We start from the raw sequence: 1220 nt of genomic DNA on the forward strand, positions 1-1220 counted from the left end.
GTCTCGGGGATAGGGGTCATGGGGGCGGTTCGGGTGTGGGGTAAGACGGATTTTAAGGCAGGTGGCGTGCAGGCGGCGCTACACTTCGGCACCCCCACTGTGTGAACCCGCCATGCCCGCCACGTCCGACCTGCTGGCCTTCGCCCTTGTCTCGCTGGCCATGGTGCTGACACCCGGGCCGAATATGATCTACGTGATCTCGCGCTCGATCTGCCAGGGCCGCGTGGCCGGGCTGATCTCGCTGGGCGGGGTGGCGCTGGGCTTCGTGTTCTACATGCTGTGCGCGGCGCTGGGCATCACCGCGCTGCTGATGACCGTGCCGTTTGCCTACGACGCGCTGCGCATCGGCGGCGCGCTGTACCTGCTGTACCTGGCCTGGCAGGCACTGAAGCCGGGCGGCCGCTCGCCGTTCGCGGTGCGTGACCTGCCGGTGGACGGCCCGCGCAAGCTGTTCGCGATGGGTTTCCTGACCAACGTGCTGAACCCCAAGGTCGCGGTGATGTACCTGTCCCTGCTGCCGCAGTTCCTGCACCCGGACAGCGAAGGCGGCGTACTGATGCAGTCGCTGGTGCTGGGCTCCACCCAGCTGCTGGTCAGCGTGAGCGTGAACGGCATCATCGCGATGATGGCCGGCAGCATCGCCGGCTTCCTGGCTGCCCGTCCCACCTGGCAGGCGGTGCAACGGTGGTTCATGGGTACGGTGCTGGCCGGGTTGGCCGTGCGCATGGCAGTGGATGGGCGGCGGTAGCGCCGGGCCATGCCCGGCGGAATGTGCACGGCACCCTGAAAACCTTCCGCGCTGCGCGCTCGCCGGGCATGACCCCGGCCCTACCGCACAAACGAAAAACCCCGGCGTTGGCCGGGGTTTCTCGCGACAGACCTGATCGGATCGATCAGAAGTTCATGTCGAAGGCGACTTCGCCCTTCACGCCCACCTGGTAGGCCGAGGCGCGGCGTTCGAAGAAGTTGGTCAGTTCCTGCACGTCCTGCAGTTCCATGAAGCTCAGCGGGTTGCGCACGTTGTACTTGCGCTCCATGCCCAGGCGATGGAAATGGTTGTCGGCGCAGTGCTGCAGGTACTGGCGCATGTCACGGGTGGAAATGCCCGCCACGCCACCGGACAGCACGTCCTCGGCGAACTGCACTTCACACTCGATGGCTTCGGCCAGCATGTCGTAGACATCCTGCTTCATCTTGTCGTCGAACAGGTCCGGCTCTTC

The 1220-nt window shown here is 65.8% G+C and carries 2 protein-coding genes; one reads left to right on the plus strand and one right to left on the minus strand.

The window, feature by feature from the left end; all coding sequences use genetic code 11:
- Positions 1 to 112: 112 nt before the first annotated feature.
- A complete protein-coding gene (locus DBR20_RS04700; RefSeq protein ID WP_089241505.1) occupies positions 113 to 748 on the plus strand; it encodes a LysE family translocator in 636 nt (211 codons plus the stop codon).
- Positions 749 to 893: 145 nt separating this feature from the next.
- Here the strand turns inward: DBR20_RS04700 and DBR20_RS04705 are convergent.
- Positions 894 to 1220, minus strand: a 327-nt coding sequence (locus DBR20_RS04705; protein WP_181393018.1) for a ribonucleotide-diphosphate reductase subunit beta, incomplete at its 5' end; no start/stop codon positions are given.

Origin of the sequence: Stenotrophomonas sp. HMWF023, assembly GCF_003060985.1 — a bacterium.
GTDB lineage: Bacteria > Pseudomonadota > Gammaproteobacteria > Xanthomonadales > Xanthomonadaceae > Stenotrophomonas > Stenotrophomonas lactitubi.

What these genes read in the sequence shown, in the direction of transcription:
- DBR20_RS04700 (WP_089241505.1), top strand. Translation starts at nt 113, where the DNA reads ATGCCCGCCACGTCCGACCTGCTGGCCTTCGCCCTTGTCTCGCTGGCC.